Source organism: Pseudomonas sp. 8Z, from assembly GCF_902506535.1.
Taxonomy (GTDB): Bacteria; Pseudomonadota; Gammaproteobacteria; order Pseudomonadales; family Pseudomonadaceae; genus Aquipseudomonas.
The window spans coordinates 583,642-603,376 of sequence record NZ_LR733827.1 but is presented as its reverse complement, the minus strand read 5'-3'; the positions used below and the strand labels follow the sequence as shown (position 1 = coordinate 603,376).

The 19,735-nt window shown below is 61.7% G+C and carries 13 protein-coding genes; 9 read left to right on the top strand and 4 right to left on the bottom strand.

Going from position 1 to position 19,735, the window contains the following annotated elements; translation table 11 throughout:
* Positions 1–6: 6 nt before the first annotated feature.
* Positions 7–666, bottom strand: a complete 660-nt coding sequence (locus AERO9A_RS15425) for a GntR family transcriptional regulator (RefSeq protein ID WP_159972825.1) — start codon at positions 664–666, stop codon at positions 7–9.
* 395 nt (positions 667–1,061) lie between these two features.
* On the opposite strand from AERO9A_RS15425, the gene xdhA reads away from it, so the two are divergent.
* The 4 genes from xdhA to guaD all read left to right on the top strand — a co-directional run bounded on the left by xdhA (position 1,062) and on the right by guaD (position 7,199).
* Positions 1,062–2,501, top strand: a complete 1,440-nt coding sequence (xdhA, locus tag AERO9A_RS15420; protein ID WP_159972824.1) for a xanthine dehydrogenase small subunit — start codon at positions 1,062–1,064, stop codon at positions 2,499–2,501.
* Positions 2,502–2,526: 25 nt separating this feature from the next.
* Positions 2,527–4,890 (top strand): xanthine dehydrogenase molybdopterin binding subunit, encoded by a 2,364-nt coding sequence (gene xdhB, locus AERO9A_RS15415; protein ID WP_159972823.1) that lies wholly within the window; start codon positions 2,527–2,529, stop codon positions 4,888–4,890.
* Positions 4,891–5,063: 173 nt separating this feature from the next.
* Positions 5,064–5,888, top strand: a complete 825-nt coding sequence (gene xdhC, locus AERO9A_RS15410; protein ID WP_159972822.1) for a xanthine dehydrogenase accessory protein XdhC — start codon at positions 5,064–5,066, stop codon at positions 5,886–5,888.
* Positions 5,889–5,900: 12 nt separating this feature from the next.
* Positions 5,901–7,199 carry a guanine deaminase gene (gene guaD, locus AERO9A_RS15405; RefSeq protein WP_159972821.1) on the top strand — a complete coding sequence of 433 codons (1,299 nt, stop codon included), beginning with the start codon at positions 5,901–5,903 and terminating at the stop codon, positions 7,197–7,199.
* A 27-nt stretch (positions 7,200–7,226) separates the two neighbouring features.
* Here guaD and AERO9A_RS15400 read toward each other — a convergent pair whose 3' ends face one another.
* Complete coding sequence (locus tag AERO9A_RS15400; protein ID WP_159972820.1) at positions 7,227–7,988, bottom strand: GntR family transcriptional regulator; 762 nt, start codon at positions 7,986–7,988, stop codon at positions 7,227–7,229.
* Between the two features lie 250 nt (positions 7,989–8,238).
* Positions 8,239–8,592: a hydroxyisourate hydrolase gene (uraH, locus tag AERO9A_RS15395; protein ID WP_159972819.1), complete on the bottom strand. Its 354-nt coding sequence runs from the start codon at positions 8,590–8,592 to the stop codon at positions 8,239–8,241.
* Positions 8,593–8,939: 347 nt separating this feature from the next.
* Here uraH and puuE point away from each other — a divergent pair, with 347 nt between their 5' ends.
* Genes puuE through AERO9A_RS15375 form a run of 4 tightly spaced genes read left to right on the top strand, consistent with a single transcriptional unit; the run spans position 8,940 to position 12,247 of the window.
* Positions 8,940–9,872 carry an allantoinase PuuE gene (gene puuE, locus AERO9A_RS15390; RefSeq protein ID WP_159972818.1) on the top strand — a complete coding sequence of 311 codons (933 nt, stop codon included), beginning with the start codon at positions 8,940–8,942 and terminating at the stop codon, positions 9,870–9,872.
* Positions 9,869–10,384: a 2-oxo-4-hydroxy-4-carboxy-5-ureidoimidazoline decarboxylase gene (uraD, locus tag AERO9A_RS15385; protein WP_159972817.1), complete on the top strand. Its 516-nt coding sequence runs from the start codon at positions 9,869–9,871 to the stop codon at positions 10,382–10,384. Before puuE ends, uraD begins: the two co-directional genes overlap by 4 nt.
* A gap of 39 nt (positions 10,385–10,423) precedes the next feature.
* Positions 10,424–10,927, top strand: a complete 504-nt coding sequence (locus tag AERO9A_RS15380; RefSeq protein WP_159972816.1) for an ureidoglycolate lyase — start codon at positions 10,424–10,426, stop codon at positions 10,925–10,927.
* 45 nt (positions 10,928–10,972) lie between these two features.
* A complete protein-coding gene (locus tag AERO9A_RS15375) occupies positions 10,973–12,247 on the top strand; it encodes a urate hydroxylase PuuD (RefSeq protein WP_159972815.1) in 1,275 nt (424 codons plus the stop codon).
* A 70-nt stretch (positions 12,248–12,317) separates the two neighbouring features.
* Here the strand turns inward: AERO9A_RS15375 and AERO9A_RS15370 are convergent, their stop codons facing one another.
* Positions 12,318–17,159: an NAD-glutamate dehydrogenase gene (locus AERO9A_RS15370; RefSeq protein ID WP_159972814.1), complete on the bottom strand. Its 4,842-nt coding sequence runs from the start codon at positions 17,157–17,159 to the stop codon at positions 12,318–12,320.
* Positions 17,160–17,691: 532 nt separating this feature from the next.
* Between AERO9A_RS15370 and AERO9A_RS15365 the strand changes: the two genes are divergently transcribed.
* The gene (locus tag AERO9A_RS15365) at positions 17,692–19,575 is read left to right on the top strand and encodes a methyl-accepting chemotaxis protein (protein WP_159972813.1); all 1,884 of its coding nucleotides are present in this window, start codon (positions 17,692–17,694) and stop codon (positions 19,573–19,575) included.
* The last annotated feature ends 160 nt before the right edge of the window (positions 19,576–19,735 follow it).

The following is a 19,735-nucleotide window of genomic DNA, read 5'->3' as shown; positions in this document are numbered from 1 at the left end:
TGGGGCTTAGCGCTCGGCCAACGTCGCCAGCACGAGCTGGCAATTGTGCTGACCGTAAGACTCCAGCACCTGGCGAGCACGACCATGATCACGGGCGATGACGGCCTGCAGCAGCCCGGCGAAAGTCCCCATGAACTGCCCCATCTCGCCTTTGCGCCGCTCCAGCGCCAGGTGGTAGGTGCGACTGATGGCTGGCAGCAGGTTCTCCAGGGTTTCCTGCAGATAGGGGTTGTCAGCGAAGGGAAAGGCGGCGCGCATGACATCGAAACTGTTCTCGACGAAGGCGCTGATGTCGCCACGCTGCAGACTTTGCAACAGGCGCTGCTGAACCTCGATGAAGGGCACCAGTTCAGCCTGCTCTTGCCAGCGGTCGATCACCGCACGGGCGAGCATGATGTAAAGCTCGGTGCTCAAAGCATAAAGACTGCTGACATGATGCGCGGTCAGCTCGCTGACCTGAGCGCCGCGGCGCGGCAGAATCACGATCAGGTGGCGACGTTCAAGAATCAGCAGCGCCTCGCGCACCGAACCCCGGCTGACATTGAGCGCTTGGGTGACCTTCTGCTCCTGAATGCGCTCGCGCTCCTTGAGCTCACCGCGAATGATGCGCTCGGCCAGATGGCGGGCAATTTGCTCGGCGAGGCTGTCCGGGGCCTTGAACGTCATGACATTCCTTATTTGCGGCGAACCAGGGCGGGAGGTCGAGTCTGAGAGCCCCGCCACGGCTGGGCGGAAACGAAAAACCGGCGGCGAGTGTAACACAGGGCGTTACCGGGCCAAGAGCCGTCACAGCGCCCAGTTCAGGCGCCAGAGCTTGCCTGATGGCGCCATTGCGATCCCCAATGCAATACCCGAACTAGAGCGCCCGATAGCTAGAAACGCTAATCTGGCCGCAGACCCAAGCCCCGCCCCAAAAATATTGACTCAAGGGTCAATATTTAATTGACCCTAAAGTCATAAAAACCTAGATTGCGGCGATATCAACCCTTACGGCCAACCCGCTGCGCGCAGCCGCTGGCCAGCTCACCGATGCATAAGAATAAGTCGCCTGGAGGTCGCCCTTGATCCAGTTTTTACTCAACCGGGAGCTGCGCACCGAGCACGACCTAGATCCTAACATCACGGTACTGGGCTATCTGCGCGAGCACCTCGGCAAGACCGGCACCAAAGAGGGCTGCGCCTCCGGCGATTGCGGCGCCTGCACCGTGGTAGTCGGTGAACTTGATGGCGAGCGCGTGCGCTATCGCACCCTCAACGCCTGCCTGACCTTCGTGGCCAGCCTGCACGGCAAGCAACTGATCACCGTCGAAGACCTCAAGCACCAGGGCAAGCTGCACAGCGTGCAGCAGGCGATGGTCGACTGCCACGGCTCGCAGTGCGGCTTCTGCACCCCCGGTTTCATCATGTCGTTGTTCGCTCTGCAGAAGAACTCGGCTGGTTATGACAAAGGCCAGACCCTGGAAGCGCTGGCCGGCAACTTGTGTCGCTGCACCGGCTACCGGCCGATCATCGACGCCGCCGAGCAGGCCTGCTGCCAGCCGCAGCCGGATCAGTTCGATGCCTTCGAAAGCGAAACCATCGCCCGACTCAAGGCCATCGCCCCGCGTGAAACGGCGGAACTCAACAGCGGCGACAAGCGCTGCCTGGTGCCGCTGACCGTGGCCGACCTGGCCGAACTCTACGCGGCCAATCCGGACGCGCGCCTGCTGGCCGGCGGCACCGACCTGGCTCTGGAAGTCACCCAGTTCCACCGTGAACTGCCGGTGATGATCCATGTCGGCCATATAGAAGAGCTGAAGCGCATCGAAGTGAGCGACAGCACCATCGAAATCGGCGCCGCCGCCGTATTGAGTGACTGCTACGAGGCGCTGTCGCACGAATACCCGGACTTCGGCGAACTGCTGCACCGCTTCGCCTCCCTGCAGATCCGAAATCAAGGCACCCTGGGCGGCAATATCGGCAACGCCTCGCCCATCGGCGACGCGCCGCCGCTGCTGATCGCCCTCGGCGCGCAGATTGCACTGCGCCAGGGCAACAGCCAGCGCCTCCTGCCGTTGGAAGACTACTTCCTCGACTACAAGGTAACGGCCCGCCAGCCAGCCGAATTTATCGAGAAGATCATCGTGCCACGCGCCGCTGCGCATCAGGTGTTTCGCGCCTACAAGGTGTCCAAGCGCGTGGACGACGACATCTCCGCCGTCTGCGCGGCCTTCAACCTGGGCATCGAAGACGGTGTGGTGACGCAGGCGCGCATTGCCTTCGGTGGCATGGCGGCCACCGCAAAACGTGCCAGCGCCTGTGAAGCGGCGCTGCTCGGTACGAGTGGGTCAGCGCAGGTGATCGAGCGCGCCTGCGCGGCATTGGCTGAAGACTTCAGCCCGCTGTCGGATTTGCGCGCCAGCAAGGAATATCGCCTGCTCATCGCCCAGAACCTGCTGCGCAAGTTCTTTCTGGAACAGCAGTCGCCCGCCATCGCAACACGGGTCACGGCTTACGCCTGAACGCGCAGTTTTTTTGGAGACGCAGATGTCCAGCCCTATTGAACACACATCCCAGGCAGAACTCGCCGCCCTGTTCCGCGCAGGCATCACCACCGGTGTCGGGCGCAGCATCAAGCACGAGAGCGCAGACAAACACGTAACCGGCGAAGCGATCTACGTCGACGACCGCCTGGAATTTCCCAACCAGTTGCACGTCTACGCGCGCCAATCGGAGCGCGCCCACGCACGCATCCTGAGCATCGACACCCGCCCCTGCTACGCAGTCCCAGGCGTGGCCATCGCCATTACCAAGGATGACGTACCGGGTCAGTTGGACATCGGCCCGATCTTCGGCGGTGACCCGCTACTGGCCGACGACAAGGTCGAGTACGTGGGCCAGGTGGTGCTGGCCGTAGCCGCCAACAGCCTTGAGGCCGCACGCAAGGCAGCCATGGCCGCGATCATCGAATACGAGGATCTGGAGCCGGTGCTCGATGTGGTCGAGGCACTGCGCAACAAGCATTTCGTACTCGACAGCCACAGCCACCGCATCGGCGACGCCCCCAAGCAATTGAGCAGCGCCCCGCGTCGACTTAAAGGCACGCTGCATATCGGCGGCCAGGAGCACTTCTACCTGGAAACCCAGATCGCCTCGGTGATGCCCAGCGAAGACGGCGGCATGCTGGTCTACAGCTCGACGCAAAACCCCACCGAAGTGCAAAAACTGGTGGCCGAAGTGCTCGGCGTGCCGATGAACAAGGTGGTCATCGACATGCGCCGCATGGGGGGTGGCTTTGGCGGCAAGGAAACCCAAGCCGCCGGCCCGGCCTGCCTGTGTGCGGTGATCGCGCACCTGACCGGCCGCCCGACCAAGATGCGCTTGCCACGCCTGGAAGACATGAGCATGACCGGCAAGCGTCATCCCTTCTACGTCGAGTACGACGTCGGTTTCGACGACAACGGCCTGCTGCACGGCATCGAGATGGATCTGGCGGGCAACTGCGGCTACTCGCCGGATTTGTCCGGCGCCATTGTCGACCGCGCCATGTTCCATGCCGACAACGCCTACTTTCTCGGCAACGCCACCATCAATGGCCATCGCTGCAAGACCAACACCGCCTCGAACACCGCCTACCGTGGTTTTGGCGGCCCGCAAGGCATGCTCGCCATCGAGGAGGTGATGGACGCCGTAGCGCGCCACCTCGGCAAGGATCCGCTGGAGGTACGCAAGCTCAACTACTACGGCAAGACCGAGCGCAACGTCACCCATTACCACCAGACGGTGGAGCACAACGTCATCCACGAGATGACCGCCGAATTGGAGCAAAGCTGCGAGTACGCCGCGCGCCGCGAAGCGATTCGCGCCTTCAACGCCGACAGTCCGGTGCTGAAGAAAGGCCTGGCCATGACCCCGGTAAAATTCGGCATCAGCTTCACCTCCAGCTTTCTCAACCAGGCTGGCGCGCTGATCCACATTTACACCGACGGTTCGATCCACCTCAACCACGGCGGCACCGAGATGGGCCAGGGGCTCAACACCAAGGTGGCGCAGATCGTTGCCGAAGTGTTCCAGGTGGATATCGCGCGCATCCAGATCACCGCCACCAACACCGACAAGGTGCCCAACACCTCGCCGACCGCCGCCAGCAGCGGCACCGACCTCAACGGCATGGCGGCGAAGAACGCAGCCGAAACCATCAAGCAACGCCTGGTGGATTTCCTTGCCCACGAGTACCGCGTGTACGCCGAGGATGTGGAGTTCAAGGGTGGCCAGGTGCGCGTACGCGATCAATTCCTCACCTTCGAGCAGGTGATACACAAGGCCTACATCGGCCAGGTGTCGCTGTCGTCCACCGGCTTCTACCGCACGCCAAAGATCTACTACGACCGCGACAAAGCCGCCGGTCGGCCCTTCTACTACTACGCCTACGGCGTGGCCTGCGTGGAGGCGCTGATCGATACCCTGACCGGCGAATACCGCATGCTGCGCGCCGACCTCCTGCATGACGTCGGTGACTCGCTGAACCCGGCCATCGACATCGGCCAGGTCGAAGGTGCCTTTATCCAGGGCATGGGCTGGTTGACCAGCGAAGAGCTGGTGTGGAACGACAAGGGCAAACTGCTGACCAACGGCCCGGCCAGCTACAAGATCCCGGCCATCGCCGACACGCCCATCGACCTGCGCGTGAAGCTGGTGGAAAACCGCAAGAACCCGGAAGACACCGTGTTCCACTCCAAAGCTGTCGGCGAGCCGCCGTTTATGCTCGGCATCGCCGCCTGGTGCGCGATCAAGGACGCCGTGGCCAGCCTGGCGGACTACCGCGTGCAGCCGCAGATCGACGCCCCCGCCACGCCCGAGCGTGTGCTCTGGGGTGTGGAGCAGATGCGCAAGTTGCAACAACGAACGTAGGGTGGGCTTCAGCCCACCAACTTCAATGACGTGTATTGGTGGGCTGAAGCCCACCCTACGCCAGCAATGACAACACATGCCGAGCACCGCCTCGCTCGCCCGGCACCGATTCTCGACCCGTCGCCGAACCTGCCGCGACCGAAACAGACCACGCCTTTCTGGAGGCTGAGCAAATGAGCTGGATCAACGCCCTCGCCGAGCTGCAAGACACAGGTGAAGCCTGCGTGCTGGTGACCATCATCGAGGAAAAGGGCTCCACCCCGCGTAATGCCGGCGCAAAAATGGTCGTCACCGCCGAGCACCTGTTCGAGACCATCGGCGGCGGTCATCTGGAATACAAGGCCATGCAGATCGCCCGCCAAATGCTCGCCGAACGCAGCCAGCAGACGCGCCTGGAGCGCTTCGCTCTCGGCGCCAGCCTCGGCCAGTGCTGCGGCGGCGCCACCGTGCTGCTGTTCGAGCCCATGGGCCAAGCGCAGGCACAGATCGCCGTATTCGGCGCCGGGCATGTGGGCCGCGCACTGGTGCCGCTACTCGCTGCGTTGCCGTGCCGAGTGCGCTGGATCGACTCACGCGCGGCGGAATTTCCCGCACGCATCCCGGCCGGGGTCGTCCGCGTGCTGGAAGAAGAGCCCGTGGATCAGGTGCGTGAGATGCCAGCCGGCAGTTACTACATCGTTATGACCCACGACCATCAACTCGACCTGCAACTGACTACAGCCATCCTCGACCGCAGCGATTTCGCCTACTTCGGCCTGATCGGCTCAAACACCAAGCGTGCCAAGTTCGAACACCGCCTGCGCGAACGCGGCGTCGCCGCCGAAAGCCTGGCACGCATGCGCTGCCCCATGGGCCTGCCGGAGGTCAAAGGCAAGCTGCCCATGGAGATCGCGCTGTCCATCGCCGGCGAGATCGTCGCCCACTACAACGCCCATTTCGGCGAACAGTCCGAGCCGCTCACCCGGCTTTTGCCCACCTCGCGCCGAACCCACGCCTGACGAGACTTCTCGATGCTCCACGCTTACCGTGCCGCCCTGCTCCACTGCCTTGCCGACCCCACTCAGGTGCCCGTCGACGAAGCCTATGCCTATTTCGAAGACGGCCTGCTGGTGGTCGCAGATGGCAAGATTCTCGCCGCTGGCGATGCTAGCGAACTGCTGCCGCGCTACCCCAACATCGCCATCAACGAGTATCGCGATGCGCTGATCACCCCCGGCTTCATCGATACCCACATCCACTATCCGCAGCTCGGCGTAATCGGCTCCTACGGCACCCAATTGCTGGAGTGGCTGGAGACTTACACCTTCCCCGCCGAGGGCCGCTTCGCCGACGCCGAGCACGCCCGCGACATCGCCGAGCGCTTTCTCGACGAGCTACTGCGCAATGGCACAACCACCGCCCTGGTATTCGGCAGCGTGCATCGGCAATCGGTGGATGCCTTCTTCGAAGCAGCGCTGGCGCGCGACCTGCGCATGATCGCCGGCAAGGTGCTGATGGATCGCAACGCCCCGGACTACCTCACCGACACCCCGGAGTCCGGCTACGCCGACAGCCGTGCGCTGATCGAACGCTGGCACGGCAAAGGCCGCTTGCACTATGCAGTAACCCCGCGCTTCGCCCCCACCAGCAGCCCCGAGCAACTGGAACTGGCAGGCAAGCTGTTCGGTGAATACCCCGACCTGTACATGCACACCCATCTGTCCGAGAACCTCAAGGAGATCGAGTGGGTCAAGGCGCTGTTTCCCGAGCGCAAGGGCTATCTGGACGTCTACGACCACCACAAGCTGATCGGCCCGCGCGCGGTATTCGCCCACGGCGTGCACCTGTGTGACGAGGAATGCCAGCGCCTCGGCGAAAGCGGCTCGGCGGTGGCGTTCTGCCCGACCTCAAACCTGTTCATCGGCAGCGGCCTGTTCGACCTACCGCGCGTAGAAGGCTTCGGCGTACGCGTGGGTCTTGGCACCGACGTCGGCGGCGGCACCAGCTTCTCGCAACTGACCACCCTGTCCGAGGCCTACAAGGTGCTGCAATTGCAGGGCAAGAACCTCGATCCCTTCAAGGCGCTGTACCTGGCAACCCTCGGCGGCGCCCGCGCACTCTATCTGGACGAACGTATCGGCAACTTCGCGACAGGCAAGGACGCGGACTTCGTCGTACTCGACTACAAGGCCACGCCATTGATGGATTTCCGCCTGAGCCAGGCGCGCAACCTGAAAGAAAAACTTTTCGCCCTGATGATGCTAGGTGATGACCGCGCGGTGAAGGAAACCTTCGCCGCCGGCCGCTCAGTGCACCGTCGCGATCACTAAGCAAACAGCCAGGGGCGGCCAACACCATCAGCGCTTGGCGCCCCCCTTGGGCTTCTTGCCCTGCAACAAATGCGAGAACACCGCATGCAGGTCATCCGAAGCGCCGTCTTCGTCGAGATTGAGCTTGCTGTCGATGTGATCCATGTGATGCATCATCAGCTCCACGGCCTTGGCCGCATCACGCGACTCGATGGCATCGATCAGCCGGTTGTGCTCGTCATAGGAGCAATGCGAGCGGTTGCCGCTCTCATACTGGGCAATGATCAGCGAAGTCTGCGACACCAGGCTGCGCTGAAAACTCACCAGCGGCGCATTGCGCGCTGCCTCGGCCAGCTTGAGGTGAAACTCACCGGACAGGCGAATACCAGCGCCACGATCACCACGGGAGAAGCTCTCCTGCTCGTCCTTGACCATCTGGCGCAGCTCGGCCAACTGCTCGGCAGTGGCGTGTTCGACAGCCAATTCGGTGATGGCGCGCTCGACCAGGCGGCGCGCGTAGAAGATCTGCCGCGCCTCGGCGACGCTTGGGCTGGCCACCACCGCACCACGATTGGGTCGCAGCAAAACCACACCCTCATGCCCCAAACGCAGCAGCGCGCGGCGAATGATGGTACGGCTGACACCAAAGATCTCACCCAACGCCTCTTCGCTGAGCTTGGTGCCAGGCGCCAGACGTTGCTCGAGGATCGCATCGAAGATATGCGCGTATACGACATCGTCCTGAGTCCCGCTGCGGCGGGTCTGGCTCGCGCGCGACGGCTTCTTGAGAGGCTGCAATTGATCGTTCATTCTGGCTCGCATGGGTGAGACGGCAATAGCGCGACTCTACTGGGTTCTATCGGTCTAGGAAGACACTGACCTGCACATTCACGCAGCAAATATCGGGGCGATTGTACACAAACCTCACCCACCAACATCGCTTCTACAGCCAGGTTCCCTATACGCGAGCCCCCTCAAGGGCGCCTCTAAAAACGTAGGCGAGGCAGTCAGCACAATACCGAGGCAACCCCGCAGAACAGGCGACGATGTAGAGGTGCCCTCAACTCCCCCGATAAGTGGAGTAACTGTAGGGGGAAATCAGCAGAGGCACATGATAGTGCTGCTGCGCCGCGTCGATACCAAAGCGCAGCACCACCACATCCAGAAAGGCCGGCTCGGCCAGCATCACACCACGCGCACGGTAGTAGTCGCCAGCATGGAAATGCAGTTGGTAAGTACCACTGCGATAAGCCTCACCCTGGAGTAGTGGCGCCTCACAGCGGCCGTCCTGATTGGTTCTGGCAGTGCCGATCAGCTCCAATTGTGCACCGTCAACACGATACAGCTCGATCATGATGTCGCTGCCGGGACAACCGTGAGCGGCGTCCAGCACGTGGGTGGTCAAACGTCCCATGCATACCTCATCGTTAAGTGATTGAGCCAAAAGGGCTTCAAGGCTGACGCCAGCAGCAAACAGCGCCTAGAACCTGAAAAACAAAATAACACTAAAATTGTATACAAATAATCAGCCTGAATATTCTTGAAGCCTCTGGATGACTTTTCCCATTTTTCTCATACGTCAGCAATAGCCGAATGCCAATAGAAACTACCTGACCAAACGGGCAGGTTTTTTGCTTGCTTTTAAACATAGGTCTGGACAAGCAAACGGCTTAGAGATTGAATCATGCTTTGTATACAATTCTTTTCGCGTGGCAGTTTTGCCATAGCGCATAAGCCCACGATTCAAACAGGAAGACTGCTGTGAACGCTGACTACCCACGCGACCTGATCGGCTATGGGGCGACCCCCGTGCACCCGCATTGGCCGGGTGATGCGCGTATTGCGCTGTCCTTCGTACTCAATTACGAGGAAGGCGGTGAACGCAATATCCTGCATGGTGACAAGGAGTCCGAGGCCTTCCTCTCCGAGATGGTTGCCGCGCAACCACTGCAAGGCCAGCGCAACCTGTGCATGGAGTCGCTCTACGAATACGGCAGCCGCGCTGGGGTCTGGCGCCTGCTACGCCTGTTCGACAAGCACAGCATCCCACTGACTATTTTCGCCGTGGCCATGGCCGCCCAACGTCATCCCGAAGTGATTCGCCAGATGGCCGCCGCCGGTCATGAAATCTGCAGCCATGGCCTGCGCTGGATCGACTATCAGAACGTCGACGAAGCTACCGAGCGCGAGCATCTGCTTGAAGCCATCCGCATCCTCACCGAGCTGACCGGCGAGCGCCCGCTGGGTTGGTACACCGGTCGTCTGGGCCCGAACACCCGCCGCCTGGTGCGCGAAGAAGGCGGTTTTCTCTACGATTCAGACACCTACGACGACGATCTGCCCTACTGGGATCCGGCCAGCAGTGCAGACAAACCGCACCTGGTGATCCCCTACACCCTGGACACCAACGACATGCGCTTCACTCAGGTGCAGGGCTTCAACAAAGGCGATGACTTCTTCGAGTACCTCAAGGATGCCTTCGACGTGCTTTATGCCGAAGGTCAAGCCGGTGCACCTAAGATGCTCTCCATCGGCATGCACTGCCGCCTGCTGGGGCGCCCGGCGCGCCTGGCCTCGCTGGCGCGTTTTCTCGACTACGTGCAGAGCCATGACAAGGTCTGGTGCGCCCGCCGTGTCGACATCGCCCGCCATTGGCACGCCACCCACCCCTTACAGCCGAAGATCCAGCCATGAGCCGCTTCCAAACCCTGACGCCCTCCTCACTGAGCCGCGCCGCTTTCATCCAAGCCTTCGCCGACATCTACGAGCACTCGCCCTGGATTGCCCAACAGGCTTATGACCTCGGCTTGAACACCTCGCACGATGAAATCCAAGCGCTGCACCAGCGCATGGCCGAAATACTCCTGGCCGCAGATCGCGAGGCGCAGTTAGCGCTGATCAACGCCCACCCGGATCTGGCTGGCAAAGCCGCCATCCGCGGCGAACTGACCGCCTCCAGCACCAGCGAGCAGGCCGGAGCGGGCATTCATGAGTGCAGCGCCGAGGAGTTCACCCGCTTCACTGAACTCAACCACGCCTACAAGGCCAAGTTCGGCTTCCCCTTTATCAAGGCGGTCAAAGGCAGCAACCGCCATCAAATTCTCGCCGCCTTCGAAGAGCGCATTCACAACGCACCTGAGCAGGAGTTCGCCACCGCCCTGGCGGAAATCAACAAGATCGCCCTCTTTCGCCTGCAAGCGCTGTAAGGCGCTTAATGTTTACCGTACAGAACAAGCAGAACAGCCATGCGTAGCCTGACCATCGAGCCCCTGAGCAAAGAAGCCTTCGCCCCTTTCGGTGACGTGATCGAAACCGACGGCAGCGATTTCTTCATGATCAACAACGGCTCTACTCGTCGCTATCACAAGCTGGCCACGGTGCAGACCGCGCAGCCGGAGGATCAGGCCATCATCAGCATCTTTCGCGCCGAAGCGCTTGAGATGCCGCTGACCATCGGCATGCTGGAACGCCATCCACTGGGCAGCCAGGCCTTCATCCCGCTGCTCGGCAACCCCTTTCTGATCGTGGTCGCGCCACCTGGCGATGCGCCTGTATCAGGTTCCGTCCGCGCCTTCCTCAGCAACGGCAGGCAGGGCATCAATTACCATCGCGGCGTCTGGCACCATCCGGTGCTGGCGATCGAAAAGCGGGATGACTTCCTGGTGGTTGATCGCAGTGGTTCAGGCAACAACTGCGATGAGCATTTCTTCAATGAGGGCGAGCTTCTCCTCCTCACTCCCCACCGATAAGAGAAGCCCGCAACCACTTCACGGCGGCGGGAAGAGGTAAAGAACGTGGAAGCACATTTCACCGAATGGCTAAACCTGAGCATCCGCTGGGTGCACATGATCGTCGGCATCGCCTGGATCGGTGCATCCTTTTATTTCGTCTGGCTGGAGAACAACCTCGACCGGCGCAACCCGCGCGATGGCTTGTCAGGTGATCTCTGGGCCATTCACGGCGGCGGCATCTACCACCTGGAAAAGTACAAACTGGCACCACCGAAAATGCCGGAGAACCTGCACTGGTTCAAATGGGAAGCCTATAGCACTTGGCTGTCGGGCGTCGCGCTGCTGCTGGTGGTGTACTACCTCAACCCCAGCCTGTACCTGCTCAAACCAGGAGTCGATCTAGCGCCAAGCGCCGCTATCGCCATCGGCCTCGGCTCCATCGTTGCCAGCTACCTGATCTACCACCTGCTCTGCGACTCGCCACTGGGCAAACGCCCCGCTCTGCTTGGCGCCGTGCTATTCGTGACGATCATCGCTGCGGCCTATGGTTTCAGCCAGATTTTCAGTGGCCGGGCGGCCTACATTCACGTCGGCGCCATCATCGGCAGCATCATGGTCGGTAACGTATTCTTCACCATCATGCCGGCCCAGCGCGCACTGGTGAAGGCCATCGAAACCCACACCACCCCTGACCCGTCGCTACCGGCCAAAGGCCTGCTACGCTCGCGGCATAACAACTATTTCACCCTGCCAGTGCTGTTCATCATGATCAGCAACCACTTCCCAAGCACCTATGGCAGCCCGTACAACTGGCTGATCCTCGCAGGCATCGCAGTGCTGGCGGTATTGGTACGTCACTATTTCAACACCCGCCACAACAGCCAACGCTTCGCCTGGGCACTCCCCGCAGCAGCGCTGGGCATGGTCTGCCTGGCTTACGTTACCAAGCCGACACCACACACTCCAGCCACGGCAGCGCAAGCTCAGCCACCGGCCATCGCAAGCGCAGCCACAGCCGAACAGGCAGCGAGCGCACAGCCTGCTGAACCAGCCGCAACACCACCGACTGACACGGTCGACTTCGCTCAGGTTGAACAGGTGATCCACACCCGCTGCAGCGTGTGCCATTCAGCCAACCCGACCAGCCCGCTGTTCAGCGCCGCACCAGCCGGTTTCATGCTCGATACACCCGAGCAGATGCAGACCCAAGCTGCGAAAATCCAGGCCCAGGCCGTGGCCTCGCAGATCATGCCACTGGGCAACATCACCCAGATGACCCAGGATGAACGCGACCTGATCGGCCGCTGGATCGCACAGGGCGCGCATATCGCCCGCTAAATATTGGCAGCAGAAACGACCAGGCCCCGCAGTTGCGGGGCCTGGTCGTTTCTAGCGCTATCGAGTGCTATCAGGCGCTTTGCGCCAGATCCATCAGCTCGCGGTTAGCCACGGCGTACATGGCGTAGTCGCTGCCGGTGGCTGCACGCAGTTCGCTGAGCATCACTTTCCAGCGATCCACCAGGCGCTGATGCTGCTCCAGCCACAGCGCCAGGCGCGCCTCGATCTCCTGCGGGCCGTCGGCCATCTGCAGCACCGACACGGTGATCGCGCGCTGCTGCCAGTCCAGGTCATCGCGGAAGGCTTCGCGGGCCAGGGCCTGCCAGTTGCTCTCCACTGCCAGACCGGTGATCTGCTGCAGATACCAGGACAGATCCAGCGCACCGCCAACGGCGAAGTAGGCCGCCGCCACGTCACTGGCGTCCTTGCCGGTAACGTCCGCCGCTTCGATGATCGGCAGCAGCGTATACAGATGGCTGGTGCCAGCCACTACGCGCGCCAACTCCTCGGGCGTGCCGGCCTCGACGAAGCTCTGGTAGCGCGCCAGCCACTGCTCGCGGGCCGGGCCTTCGAGCAACTCATCCAGGCGACCGACCAGCGCTTCGATACGCGGGGCGAAGTGCGCCACGTCACGCGCGGCGTCCAGCTCGTTGCGGCGGCTGCGCAGGAACCAGCGGGTGGCACGGCGGCCCAGGCGCATCAGTTCGTCCATCAGTTGCAGTTGCAGCTCGGCCGGCACCTTGTAGTCCAGCGCCTCGATCTGCGCCCACCAATGTGGCAGGCGGAACAGGTCACGCACGATCACGTAGGCACCGGCGACATTGGCCGCGCTCATACCGGTGGACTCCTTCAGGCGCTGCACGAAGGTGATGCCCATGTGGTTGACCAGATCGTTGGCGATCTGCGTGCTAACGATCTCGCGCTTGAGGCGATGACGGCGCATGGCGTCGCCGAACTTCTCGGTGAGAATCGCCGGGAAGGCGGTTTCCATCTCGCGCGCCAGGTAGTCGTCATCCGGCACCTGGGATTTGAGCAGCGATTCCTTGAGGTCGATCTTGCTGTAGGAGATCAGCACCGACAGCTCCGGGCGGGTCAGGCCGCGACCACTGGCGACACGCTCGTTGAGCGCCTCGTCAGTCGGCAGGAACTCCAGGGCGCGGTCGAGCTTGCCGGCGCTTTCCAGGGCGTTCATCAGGCGCTTGTACTCGCCGATGCGTTCGCGGGCGCGGCGTTCGGCCAGCGACAGCGCCTGGGTCTGCTTGTAGTTGTTGCCCAGCACCAGCTCGGACACGTCCTCGGTCATCTCGGCCAAGAGCTTGTTGCGCTGCTTCTCGGTCATGTCGCCGCCTGCGACGATTTCACCGAGCAGGATCTTGATGTTCACCTCGTGGTCGGAGCAGTCCACACCGCCAGCGTTGTCGATGAAGTCGGTGTTACTGGCACCGCCATGCAGGCCAAACTCGACGCGGCCAAGCTGGGTCATGCCCAGATTGCCGCCCTCGCCCACCACCTTGGCGCGCAGCTCGCAGCCATCGACACGCAGGGCGTCGTTGGCCTTGTCACCGACGTCAGCGTGGCTCTCCTTGCTGGATTTCACATAGGTGCCGATGCCGCCGTTCCACAGCAGGTCGACCGGCGCCTTGAGCAGCGCATTGAGTAGCTCGGTGGGCGCCAGCTTGTCGGCAGCGATGTCGAAGCGCGCCTTCATTTGCGGGCTGATGGCGATGCTCTTGGCGCTGCGCAGGAAGATGCCGCCGCCTTCGGAGATCAGCTTGCTGTCATAGTCGGCCCAGGAGGAACGCGGCAGGTCGAACAGGCGCTTGCGCTCGGCAAAGCTTTTGGCCGCATCGGGGTTGGGGTCGATAAAGATATGCAGGTGGTTGAACGCCGCCACCAGTTGCAGGCTTTCCGACAGCAGCAGGCCATTACCGAATACATCGCCGGCCATGTCGCCGATACCGATGACAGTGACGTTGTCCTTCTGCACGTCGATGCCGCGCTCGCGGAAATGCCGTTGCACGGAAACCCAGCCGCCCTTGGCGGTGATGCCCATGCCCTTGTGGTCGTAACCGGCCGAGCCGCCGGAGGCGAAGGCGTCGCCGAGCCAGAAGCCGTACTCGGCAGCGATGCCGTTGGCGATGTCGGAGAAGGTCGCGGTGCCCTTGTCCGCCGCCACTACCAGATAGGGGTCGTCGGCGTCGTGGCGCACCACGCCTACCGGCGGCACCACCTCGCCTTCCTTGAGGTTGTCGGTAATGTCGAGCAGGCCGCTGATGAAGATGCGGTAGCAGGCGATGCCCTCGGCCATCACCTCGTCACGCGAACCGCCGAGCGGCATCTTGCGCGGTACGAAGCCGCCCTTGGCGCCCATCGGCACGATCACCGCGTTCTTCACCTGCTGTGCCTTGACCAGGCCGAGCACCTCGGTGCGGAAGTCCTCTTCGCGATCCGACCAGCGCAGGCCGCCACGAGCAACGTCGCCGAAGCGCAGGTGCACGCCTTCGACGCGCGGGCTGTAGACGAAGATTTCGAACTTCGGCACCGGGCGCGGGATGTCCGGGATCAGCCGTGGGCTGAGCTTGAAGCTGAAGTAACTCTTGTTCTGGCCGTTCTCGCCCGGCTGGAAGAAGTTGGTGCGCAAGGTCGCCTTGATCAGGTCGAGGTAGCGCCGCAGGATGCGGTCTTCGTTGAGTACCGCAACATTGTCCAGCGCGGCGAGGATGGCCTGCTCGAGCTTCTGCTGCTTGTCGTCGAGGTCTTCGGCGGTGAGCTTGCGCGCCAGGTAGAAGCGCGTGCGGAACAGGCGCACCAGCTCCTTGGCAATATCGGCGTGGTTGACCAGGGTGGCGGCGATGTAGCTCAGCGAGAAGCCCAGGCGAATCTGCTTGAGGTAACGCGCATAGGCGCGCAGCAGCGCCACGTCGCGCCAGGGCATGGCGGCGGTCAGCACCAAGCGGTTGAAAGCGTCATTCTCGGCATCGCCACCGACAATGTGGATGAAGGCGTCCTGCAGGGTGTCGTTGAGCTGCTGGATGTCGACATCCAGGCCTTCGGCGTAGGTAAAGGCGAAATCGTGAATCCAGAACTCGCGACCATCGGCACGGCGCAGTTTGTAGGGGAACTCGCCAAGCACGCGCAGGCCGAGGTTCTCCAGAATCGGCAGCACGTCGGACAGCGGCAGCGGCGTATCGGCGTGGTACAGCTTGCAGTGCAACTGCTGCTCGTTCTGCGCCAGCGGCTGGTAGAAGCTCATCACCAGCGGCTTGTCCGCACTCAGGCTGAGCAGGTGCTGCATGTCGACCACCGCCGAATGGGCGGCGAAGCGCTCGCGGTAACCCGCCGGGAAACCTTCCGGGAATTCAGCCAGTACACGTGTGCCCTGAGCCTCACCCAGGCTTTCGACCATCAGCCCGACATAGTCGTCCTTCCACGAACGGCAGGCCTGGATAACTTCCTTCTCCAGACGTACGGGGTCGATCTGTACCTCGTTCTTCGGGTCGACGCGCAGGATGAATTGCACCCGTGCCAGCACCGACTCGGAGAAGAAGGTCCAGAACTCACAATCGGTGGCTTGCAGGCGCTCCATCAGCACCTGCTGGATCTTCATGCGGGTTTCTGTGGAATACACATCGCGCGGCACGTAGGCCAGGCAGTAGCAGAAGCGACCGTAGGGGTCACGGCGCAGGAACACGCGGATCTTGTTGCGCTCCTGAATCTGCACGATGGAGATGGCGGTGCTGAGCAGATCGTCCACCGGCGTCTGGAACAGGTCATCGCGCGGCAGCACTTCCAGCACCTGCGCCAGCTCCTTACCCAGGTGTGCGCTGCTCTCGAAACCGGAGCGGCGCTTGATCACCTCAACCTTGCGGCGGATGTAGGGAATGTTCCACACGCTCTCGGCGTACACCGCCGAGGTGTACAGGCCCATGAAGCGGCATTCCTTGACCACCTTGCCCTTAGCATCGAGCTCGCGTATCGAGACGAAATCCGGGTACGCCGGGCGATGCACGCGACTCGGTACGGCAGCCTTGGCGAAGGACAACAACTGCGGTTCACGCAGGTAAGCCAGGGCCTGTGCCTCGATCTGCAATTCCTCGCCACTCAACCCTGCACGCAGGCGCTTGGACAAGCCAAGCAGAGACGACTCGTCGTACTGCAGACGCCCGCCCTCGGCATCATCGGCCACCTTGAATTCCTCATAACCGAGGAAGGTGAAATGGTTGTCCAGCAGCCAGCCGAGAAACACCTTGATCTCGTCCAGCTCGGCCTTGTCGACGTTGAGTTTGGCGCGATCCAACCAGGCCAACAGCTCGCGCGCCTTGGTTTTCATCGGTTGGAAGTCGGTCACTGCCAGGCGCACATCGCTGAACACCTCCTCGATGGCCTTCTCCAGGGTTTTCAGCTCGCTGCTGCTGGAGCAGCGGTCGATCTCCAGGAACATCAGCGCTTCTTGCAGTACGTCGTCCCCTTGAGTGCCCTTGGGCAGGATTTCCTGTAGCGCGCCGTTCTTGTCACGACGCACGCTGAATACGCTGTTTTGCAGGGTATGGATGCTGAAACCACGGCGGTTGAGCTCCATGCGGACCGAGTCGACCAAAAACGGTATGTCACCGTGGAGGATTTCCACTGCCGTGTGGGTTGATTGCCAACCATGTTTCTCGTAGTCGGGGTTGAATGCCCGCACTTGCGGCTTGGCCTGATCGAAGCTCTCCAGCATGCGCCAGGCCGACAGGGTGCAGCCGACCAGATCGGACAGACGCCGCTGCGTCAGCTCTTCGAGGGCGACGATGCCAAAGAATTGGTCAGCGAACGAGGTCACGTGTGGCAACGCCTGTTCGCTCACGTGCTGCGCCAGGGCTGCTTGCAGTTGGTGCTGGAAGTCAGCTTTGCTGGCCGCCGTAAAGAACGCCATGGTAATGCTCCATTGGGCTGGTGGTTCGTCAGAAGGCGCCTGTAAAAACCACTCACGTTTTTACAGGCGCCCTGGGCAATCGCGGGTCTTGATCACGCCATCCACGCATTAGTTCAACCTTAGCCCATGAAGCGACAATGACACCGACTGGCTGCAGCAGAACCATGGCGAAGACAGGCGACCGTTCGGTCACATATGGCGGGTCAGCTTAACGAGGGTTATCACCACACCGCTTGCGGCGCTGCGACATTTTCGTTCACGGTTGCACCTATAAGGTGCAACCCCGTTGCCAGGCATTGCCCTTACAACTCGTTGACCACGCACCGTCCCGAATCGCCTTGAGCGCCGCCAGCATGCACACACTTGCGACGCACTGCGCTTGATTGCCAGCAATACCCTGCACGCTTGGGACAGGGGCGTTCGCGACCCATCGCGCCTCTCAGGCACAAGATGCCCATAGACTCCTGGTCAAGTCATATGACAACCTGCCGACAAACAATGATCATCCATTAGAAGATGGCGAGGCGTTAAGGTGAACTTTCTACTGTCCTGGCAACAAAAATTCAGAGCCCTTATTGCGCTCACCCTGATCAGCCTGGCGCTGATGGCTGCGGCCTCGTTATGGGCCAGCCAGCGCATCAGCGCGGCCCTGCAGGCAAGGGAAAGCGCTGCTGCCTATGCTAGCGCTAGCACACAGCTGATGAACTACTGGTGGCAACAAAATACCCTGCGCCAGCAATTGGCCCCAGAAAAACTCGAGGTATACAACGCCGGTCTGGATGGACTGCAGAAGCATGCCGAGCAGTTGGTCGCTGAGGCACGCACTCTGGACGACGCCACGACCTTGCAGCATGCCGAAGAGATCAAGGGCGTGTTGCAGGAAGAAATCGCCCAACAACGCAAGTGGCTGGTACTTAATCAGGCGCTCGGTCTGACCCCCTTCGAAGGCCAGCGCAAGAGCCTTAGCGAAAAGGGTAAGGCGCTGGAAGCCATCAGTTTCGAACTGATCAAACCCTTCATCAGCGCCGCGATCAGTGGCCAACGCGACTACCTGTCATCATTCGATGCAGGCTTCGCTCAGATCACTCAGGCAGCCATCATCAAGTTGCAGGCGCAGATTGCCGACCTCGAATGGCAGAGCACACCGATTGGTAAAAGCGTCGACGGTTTCGCCCAGGCGTTCGCCGACGCCCACGCCAGCATCGAAGAGATCAGCGCGACCAACCAGCGCCTCGATCAGCTCGCTGAGCAATTGCAAGCCACCCTCGAAAAACAAGCCCAGGACTTACAGAGCGGCTTGTTGCAGCAACGCTCAGAAGAGGCCGAGCAAGCCCGCATGTCAGCGCTTTATGCCATGGGCCTGAGTTTCCTGGCCGTCTCGGCGCTACTCTCGCTGACCCTCATGCAAGCCTCGCGCACACTGGTGACACGCCTGAGCAACGCCACCGAAATGCTCAGCCGGGTGGCTTCTGGTGATCTGTCCGGCAAACTACCGGTGGGCAGCAACCCGTGCGATGAATTCAACCAGCTTGCCGACGCCGCCAACCGCATGATTCAGGGCATCGGCGGCATCGTCACTCAGGTGTTGCACGCCAATACCGAACTCAATCGCCTGCACCATCACCTGGGCGACACCATGCGCCAACTGGGTGAAAACAGCACGCAGGTTGAAATGCAGACTGAACAGGCTGTCTCGGCCTCGCATCAGATCAGCACCACCCTCAACGACATGGCGCAACGCACTGCAGAAGTCGGTACCGCCACCACCAGCGCTTACGATGCCGCGCGTGATGGCGGCAAGGTAATAGCCGCCAGCGTCGATAGCATGAGCCGCCTGGCGCAGTTGATCCAGGCCACCCACAGCCAAGTCGATGCCCTCGGCCAGAGCAGCGCACGGGTCAATGGCATCGTCGACGTCATCAACAGCCTGGCCGACCAAACCAACTTGCTCGCGCTTAACGCCGCCATTGAAGCGGCACGCGCTGGCGAGGCCGGGCGCGGTTTTTCAGTGGTAGCCGACGAAGTACGCTCACTGGCGCAAAAAACCGTCGCGGCCACTACCGACATCAGTACCATCGTCGGCGAGTTCCAGCAGCAAACACGGCAGATGCACGAACTGATGAGCAACGGTATCGGTCTGGCCGCCGATGGCGAGCGTCATGCGGCCCAGGTCGCCAGCGCCATCGGCTCGATCACTTCGGCCATGGAGCGCCTAACGGGTGAGATGAACCAAGTGGTCGTAGCCATCGAAGAGGTTTCCGCGACCACCGACGACATCGCTGACAAGATGGAAACCATCAACGAGCACACCACGCAAAGCAAGAACATCCGCCATGCTCTGGGCGGTCATACCGAGGGGCTGTCGTCTCAGGTCGACGCCCTGGGGCGCAGTGCCAGCCAGTTCCGCCTGGCCTGAGCCACGTCGAATGTGGCGATAGCAGGCGCTGGCAAGTAGCGGGCGCCTTGCTATGGCGGCGAGACTTAATTGAGCGCCATGCAGCTAAAGCCTGGGCATGGCGTCAGCCGCGACACAAATTGCAAGCGCCTGCCCCGCTCTGACAGCACCATGCATAGCG

Bases quoted from the DNA above. Each gene is read 5' to 3' on its own strand.
- guaD (WP_159972821.1), top strand. From the start codon at position 5,901: ATGCTCCACGCTTACCGTGCCGCCCTGCTCCACTGCCTTGCCGACCCC.
- AERO9A_RS15380 (WP_159972816.1), top strand. From the start codon at position 10,424: ATGCGTAGCCTGACCATCGAGCCCCTGAGCAAAGAAGCCTTCGCCCCT.
- AERO9A_RS15400 (WP_159972820.1), bottom strand. From the start codon at position 7,988: ATGAACGATCAATTGCAGCCTCTCAAGAAGCCGTCGCGCGCGAGCCAG.
- uraD (WP_159972817.1), top strand. From the start codon at position 9,869: ATGAGCCGCTTCCAAACCCTGACGCCCTCCTCACTGAGCCGCGCCGCT.
- AERO9A_RS15370 (WP_159972814.1), bottom strand. From the start codon at position 17,159: ATGGCGTTCTTTACGGCGGCCAGCAAAGCTGACTTCCAGCACCAACTG.
- AERO9A_RS15425 (WP_159972825.1), bottom strand. From the start codon at position 666: ATGACGTTCAAGGCCCCGGACAGCCTCGCCGAGCAAATTGCCCGCCAT.
- xdhC (WP_159972822.1), top strand. From the start codon at position 5,064: ATGAGCTGGATCAACGCCCTCGCCGAGCTGCAAGACACAGGTGAAGCC.
- xdhB (WP_159972823.1), top strand. From the start codon at position 2,527: ATGTCCAGCCCTATTGAACACACATCCCAGGCAGAACTCGCCGCCCTG.
- uraH (WP_159972819.1), bottom strand. From the start codon at position 8,592: ATGGGACGTTTGACCACCCACGTGCTGGACGCCGCTCACGGTTGTCCC.